Origin of the sequence: Novosphingobium sp. B-7, from assembly GCF_000410615.1 — a bacterium.
In the GTDB taxonomy this organism is placed as follows: Bacteria; Pseudomonadota; Alphaproteobacteria; order Sphingomonadales; family Sphingomonadaceae; genus Novosphingobium; species Novosphingobium capsulatum.
This window is the reverse complement of the sequence record NZ_APCQ01000763.1, coordinates 1-5,901: the sequence shown is the minus strand read 5'-3', so window position 1 is coordinate 5,901 and position 5,901 is coordinate 1. Positions and strand designations below refer to the sequence as shown.

Sequence of the window (5,901 nt, the reverse complement as noted above, 5' to 3'; positions counted from 1 at the left end):
TTTCCGCGCTGCGCACCGCCATGATCGTGGCCGCGCCGCTTGCCGCGCCCCTTGCTGTCGCTGCCTTGGCCCCTGCGGCCCAGGCGCAGAGCGTCACCAGCCCGGCCCGCGCCATCGCGGTGGGCCTCGGCCGGGGTGAACTGATCACCCTGCCCTCGCGCATGGCCGATGTGTTTGTCGCCGATGAAAAGATCGCCGACGTGCAGGTGAAATCGACCAACCAGCTCTATGTCTTTGGCAAGGGCCCGGGCGAAACCACCGTCTATGCCAGCGACGCCAAGGGCAACGTGATCTGGTCAGCCAACGTGCGCGTAGGCACGAATATCGACAGCATCGACCAGATGCTCCACCTCGCCATGCCCGACGCCAAGGTGCAGACTGCCACGATGAACAACACCGTGCTGCTGACCGGCACGGTGGGAGCCCCCGAAGATGCGGCCGAGGCCGAGCGCCTGGTCAAGGCCTTCGTGGGCGAAAAGATGCAGGTGATCAGCCGTCTCAAGATGGCCACGCCCCTGCAGGTCATGCTCCAGGTGCGGATTGCCGAAGTCAGCCGCACGCTGACCCGCGCGATCGGCATGAACTGGGCCACGGCCGATGCCACCAGCGGCTTCAAGTTCGGCGTGGGCCAGGGCAACGCGTTCACCCAGTATGTCGCCGGCGGGCCACTACTGGCTGGCGGCAACGTGGCGATGAATGCCACGACCACGGTGGTCAACTCGGCCACGACAGGCACGCGCCTGGTCGGCAACGGCAAGCTGTTTGGCATGGATGTGCTGGGCGCGCTGGATCTGGGCGAAACGATCGGCCTGTCCAACACCCTGGCCGAGCCGAACCTTACCGCGCTGTCGGGTGAAACGGCCGAATTCCTTGCCGGCGGCGAATTTCCCATCCCGCTTTCGCAGGGCCTGGGCACCACCAGCATCGAATACAAGAAGTATGGTGTGAGCCTGTCCTACACGCCCACCGTACTGGCCAATGGCCGCATCTCGCTGCGCGTGCGGCCGGAAGTCTCCGAACTCACCACTGACGGCGCGATCACGCTCAGCGGCTTTTCCATCCCGGCACTCAAGGTGCGCCGCGCCGAAACCACGGTGGAACTGGGATCGGGACAAAGCTTCATGATCGCCGGGCTGCTGAGCAATTCGGCCCAGAACACCATCACCAAGCTGCCGGGCGCTGGCGACCTGCCGATCCTGGGCTCACTGTTCCGCTCCACCTCGTTCAAGAAGGGCGAGACCGAACTGGTGATCGTGGTTACCCCGTATCTGGTCAACCCGGTGGATGCCAAGGATATCAAGCTGCCCACCGATGGCTTCCGTGCCGCCGATGCCGTGCAGCAGTTGCTGGGCAACCAGGAAACCGTACCGTCCAAGGGCGAAGGTCGCCCGATGCCGACCGAACGCGAAGGTACCGTGCAAGGCGGGCCGGCACCCAAGGTAGGCGACGCCAGCGGCGCCCAGCCCGAAAAGAACAAGCGGGCCAAGGCCGACGCCAAGCCCGGCTTCAACCTGTGACCGCCTACGCGACAAGGAACCAGACCATGTCCACCACGCGCAATCGCATCGGCCCTGTGGCCCTGGCCCTCGCCCTCACCACGGCACTCGCCGGCTGCGTCGGCGGCCAGCCGACCAACCGCTCGCTCAACAGCGTGCACCAGCCGGTGGTCGAACGCACCAGCTACACGCTGGACATCAATACGCTGCCCGGTGGCGGCGTTTCGGTCAGCGAGCAGCGCCGCATGGCCGGATGGTTCGACTCGCTTGATCTTGGCTATGGCGACAAAGTGGCGCTGGATGATCCCGCCCGCGATCCGGCCACGCACGATGCCGTGCAGGCGGTGCTTGCCGGCCACGGCATGAGCCTGGCCGAAGGCGCGCCGATCACGGCTGGCAGCGTGGCGCCGGGCATCGCGCGCCTGGTAATCATGCGCACCACCGCTGCCGTGCCGGGTTGTCCGGATTGGTCCACCCACAACGATGGCAATGGCAACAACGCCACCTCGACCAACTATGGCTGCGCGGTCAACTCCAACCTGGCCGCGATGGTGGCCAACAAGGAAGACTTGGTGCACGGCCAGTCTGACGACGGCCGCACCACTGTGATGACCTCGAACAAGGCGATCCAGGCCTACCGCGACAATGCACCCTCCGGCATGGGGGGCGCCACCGTCAAGAAGGTCACCACCTCCACTTCAGCGGCGAGCAACTGACATGAGCGCACCCTGGAAATCCGGCAATCGCGACCTGTTCGCAGCATTCCTGTGCGACGATGCGGCGCTCGACGTGGCGCGCGCCGTGGCAGCCGACATGGGCTGGGCGCCGGAAAAGTGCGCGCGCGGCGGCCTGCGCAATGCCGTGCAATCGCTCTCGATCACCGCCAGCCCGGCCATCCTGATGGTCGATCTGTCGGAAAGCGGCGATCCCCTCAACGATATCAACGCCCTGGCCGAAGTGTGCGAACCTGGCACGGTGGTCATCGCAGTGGGCCAGGTCAACGATGTGCGGCTCTATCGCGATCTGATCGCTTCGGGCATTCAGGATTACCTGCTCAAGCCGCTGTCAGTCGCCCAGGTGCGCGACGCGCTGAGCCAGGCGCAGGCGATCTTCAATGCGCCCAAGAACCAGGATGGCAGCGCGGCCAAGCGCCACGTGACCACTGCGGTTGTCGGCACCCGCGGCGGGGCTGGCGCCTCCACCATCGCCACTTCGCTGGCCTGGTCGTTTGGCGCCGATTTCAAGCTGTCGACCGCGCTGCTCGATCTTGACGTGCACTTCGGCACCGGCGCGCTCACGCTCGATCTCGAGCCCGGCCGTGGCCTGACCGACGCGATCGACAGCCCCAGCCGCATCGACGGGCTGTTCATCGAACGCGCGATGATCCGGGCCAACGACAACCTGGCGATCCTTTCGGCCGAAGCGCCGATCACCGCACCGCTGATGACCGATGGCAGTGCCTTCGTGCAGTTGCAGGAGGAATTCCGCCAGGCGTTCGAGATGACCGTGATCGACATGCCGCGCAACATGCTGATCAACTTCCCGCACTTGCTGGCCGATGTGAACGCGGTGGCACTGGTCACCGAATTGACCCTGGCCGGCGCGCGCGATGCGATCCGCCTGCTGGCCTGGCTCAAGTCCAACGCCAGCCACGCTCATGTCTATGTGGTGGCCAACAAGGTGCACCAGGGCGTGGGCGAAATCAGCCGGGCCGATTTCGAATCCTCGATCGAGCGCAAGCTGGGTTTCCAGGTGCCGTTCGATGCCAAGGCCGCAGCCAATGCCGCCAAGCTGGGGCAGACGTTCATCGGCGCCAACCGCAGCACCAAGGCGGCGCTGGCGATCAAGGACGTGGCACAGGCCATTTCCAGCCTTGCCGCCGATACCGACGCCAGCCCGGCGGACAAGCCCAAGGCCAAGTCCACCTCGCTCCTGGGCAAGTTCGATCTCAAGAAGATGTTGCCGGCAAAGGGCAAGGCCAAGACCGGCGCCCCAGTCTAAAGCTGGCCAGGTCTGACGATTTACGCCCCGTGCCACGCCGTCACCGCGCGATGCAGTTTACGGTTTCCTTCAGGTAGGCAGGTTCCCCGATGCTCAATCCCCAGCTGATCTTGCTCTTTGGCGGGCTTGGTATCGCGCTGCTGCTAGCCGTGGCGGCGTTCAGCGGGCCGAGCGCCGGCAAGGAAGGCGCACGCCGCCTGCAACAGGTGCGCTTCCGCCATTCGGATAGCGCGGTCGACAAGGTGGAGGCGCAGTATCGCAAGGCGATCGCCTCGCGCACGCCCCGCGCCTATCGCGTTGCCGGCTCTGCCTCGCGCACCGAGGCGCTGGCCCTGCGCCTGCACCGCACCGGCAAGGGCTGGACCCTGTCGCAGTATCTTTATGCCTCGCTTGGCCTGGGGCTGGGGATCGCCGCGCTGATCTTCCTCAAGTCCGGCTCGCTGCTTCTCGCGATACCGGCCGGCGTTCTGGTCGGCGCGGGGCTGCCGCACATGGTGGTGAACCGCGCGATCACCAAGCGCGCCAACGCCTTTGTCACCCGCTTTCCCGATGCGCTGGAACTGCTCGTGCGCGGCCTGCGCTCTGGCCTGCCGATCACCGAGACGCTGGGCGTCGTCGCCAGCGAACTGCCCGGCCCGGTGGGGGAAGAATTCAAGCTGGTGACCGACCGCATCAAGGTGGGCAAGACCATGGAAGAGGCGCTGCAGGATACCGCCGACCGCCTCGACATGGCCGAGTTCAGCTTTTTCTGCATTACCCTGGCCATCCAGCGCGAAACCGGTGGCAACCTGGCCGAAACCCTCGCCAACCTGGCTGACGTGCTGCGCAAGCGTGCGCAGATGAAGCTCAAGATCAAGGCGATGAGTTCGGAATCCAAGGCTTCGGCCTATATCGTCGGCGCCCTGCCGTTCATCGTCTTTGCCCTGATCTACTGGATCAACCCGGTCTACATGGGCAAGTTCTTCGTCGACGAGCGCCTGATCATCGCCGGCCTGGGCGGGCTGTGCTGGCTGGGCCTGGGCGCCTTCATCATGGCCAAGATGGTCAGCTTCGAGATCTGAGCCAAGGAACGCGCTGATGCAACCGAACCCCGCACCCACGCTGCTTGGCATCAATGTCGTCCATGCCGGCTCGATCATGCTGATGATCGCGGCCGCGGCGATGATCCTGGCAATCTATGCCGCGATTACCGTGCGCGATCCCATGGCCAAGCGGGTCAAGGCGCTGAGCGAGCGACGCGAACAGCTCAAGGCCGGGATCATCACCTCGGCCGCGCGCAAGCGCCATTCGATCGTGCGCCGCAACCAGACCACCGACACGATCCGCGGCGTGCTGGAAAAGCTGCGCGTGCTGCAGGACAGCCAGTTGGCCGTGGTGCAGCAGAAGCTGGCCCAGGCCGGCATCCGCAAGAAGGAATGGGCCGTTGCGGTGATCTTTGGCCGCATGATCGGCCCGATCGTGCTGGGCGGCCTCGCTATCCTGTGGATCTATGTGCTGCAGTTCTTTCCCGAATGGGGCGCGTTCAAGCGCTTCATGGGTTTCGCGGTCATGGTCATCTTTGGCTACAAGGCGCCCGATATCTGGATCGCCAATCTGGTGTCCAAGCGCACCCATGCCATCCGCAAGGGCCTGCCCGATGCGCTGGACCTGCTGGTGATCTGCGCCGAAGCCGGCCTTACCGTGGACGCCGCGTTCGGCCGCGTGGCGCGCGAACTGGGCCGCGCCTATCCCGAACTGGGCGATGAATTCGCACTCACCGCGATCGAACTGTCGTTCCTTACCGAACGGCGCCAGGCCTTTGAAAACCTTGCCTATCGCGTGAACCTCGATTCGGTGAAGGGCGTGACCACCACCATGGTCCAGACCGAACGCTATGGTACGCCGCTGGCCTCCGCCCTGCGCGTGCTGTCGGCCGAATTCCGCAACGAACGCATGATGCGCGCCGAGGAAAAGGCCGCCCGCCTGCCCGCGATCATGACCGTGCCGCTGATCCTGTTCATCCTGCCCACGCTGTTCATCGTCATCCTGGGCCCGGCGGCCTGCGCGATCAGCGACCAGTTCATCAACCGCAAGCCCGGGCCGTAAGGCTCTGCGCGGCGGGCTTGTTGCCGGGCTTCGCACCACCCCCAAACCCCCTCCTCTGAAGAGGAGGGGGCTTTTATTGTCAGTGCTTTAACTCCCCATCCTCTTTAGAGAAGGGGGCCAGGGGGTGGTGCTGGCCTGACACTGTACCGCCAAACCTCAAGCAGGAACGCGCACGGCCTGCTCGATCGCGCCAAACAGGCTGCGCCCGGCGCTGTTGCGGGCTTCGACGCGCAGGGTTTCGCCCGGCCCCAGCGGATCGCCGGGCAGCGGCGCCCAGGGTTCCGGCGGCGAGCGCGCGTTCGGCGGCCAGACCGGCGAT

5 protein-coding genes are annotated in these 5,901 nt (G+C 65.4%); all 5 read left to right on the top strand.

What is annotated here, in order from left to right; genetic code table 11:
• Window positions 1-8: 8 nt before the first annotated feature.
• The 5 genes from H926_RS0108400 to H926_RS0108380 all read left to right on the top strand — a co-directional run bounded on the left by H926_RS0108400 (window position 9) and on the right by H926_RS0108380 (window position 5,582).
• Entirely contained in the window at window positions 9-1,517 is a 1,509-nt protein-coding gene (locus tag H926_RS0108400) for a type II and III secretion system protein family protein (RefSeq protein WP_371256228.1), read from the top strand.
• A 26-nt stretch (window positions 1,518-1,543) separates the two neighbouring features.
• Window positions 1,544-2,212: a CpaD family pilus assembly protein gene (locus H926_RS0108395; RefSeq protein ID WP_022675894.1), complete on the top strand. Its 669-nt coding sequence runs from the start codon at window positions 1,544-1,546 to the stop codon at window positions 2,210-2,212.
• Window position 2,213: 1 nt separating this feature from the next.
• Entirely contained in the window at window positions 2,214-3,497 is a 1,284-nt protein-coding gene (locus H926_RS0108390; protein ID WP_022675893.1) for a Flp pilus assembly protein ATPase CpaE, read from the top strand.
• A gap of 89 nt (window positions 3,498-3,586) precedes the next feature.
• Entirely contained in the window at window positions 3,587-4,558 is a 972-nt protein-coding gene (locus tag H926_RS0108385) for a type II secretion system F family protein (protein WP_022675892.1), read from the top strand.
• 16 nt (window positions 4,559-4,574) lie between these two features.
• Entirely contained in the window at window positions 4,575-5,582 is a 1,008-nt protein-coding gene (locus tag H926_RS0108380; protein ID WP_022675891.1) for a type II secretion system F family protein, read from the top strand.
• The last annotated feature ends 319 nt before the right edge of the window (window positions 5,583-5,901 follow it).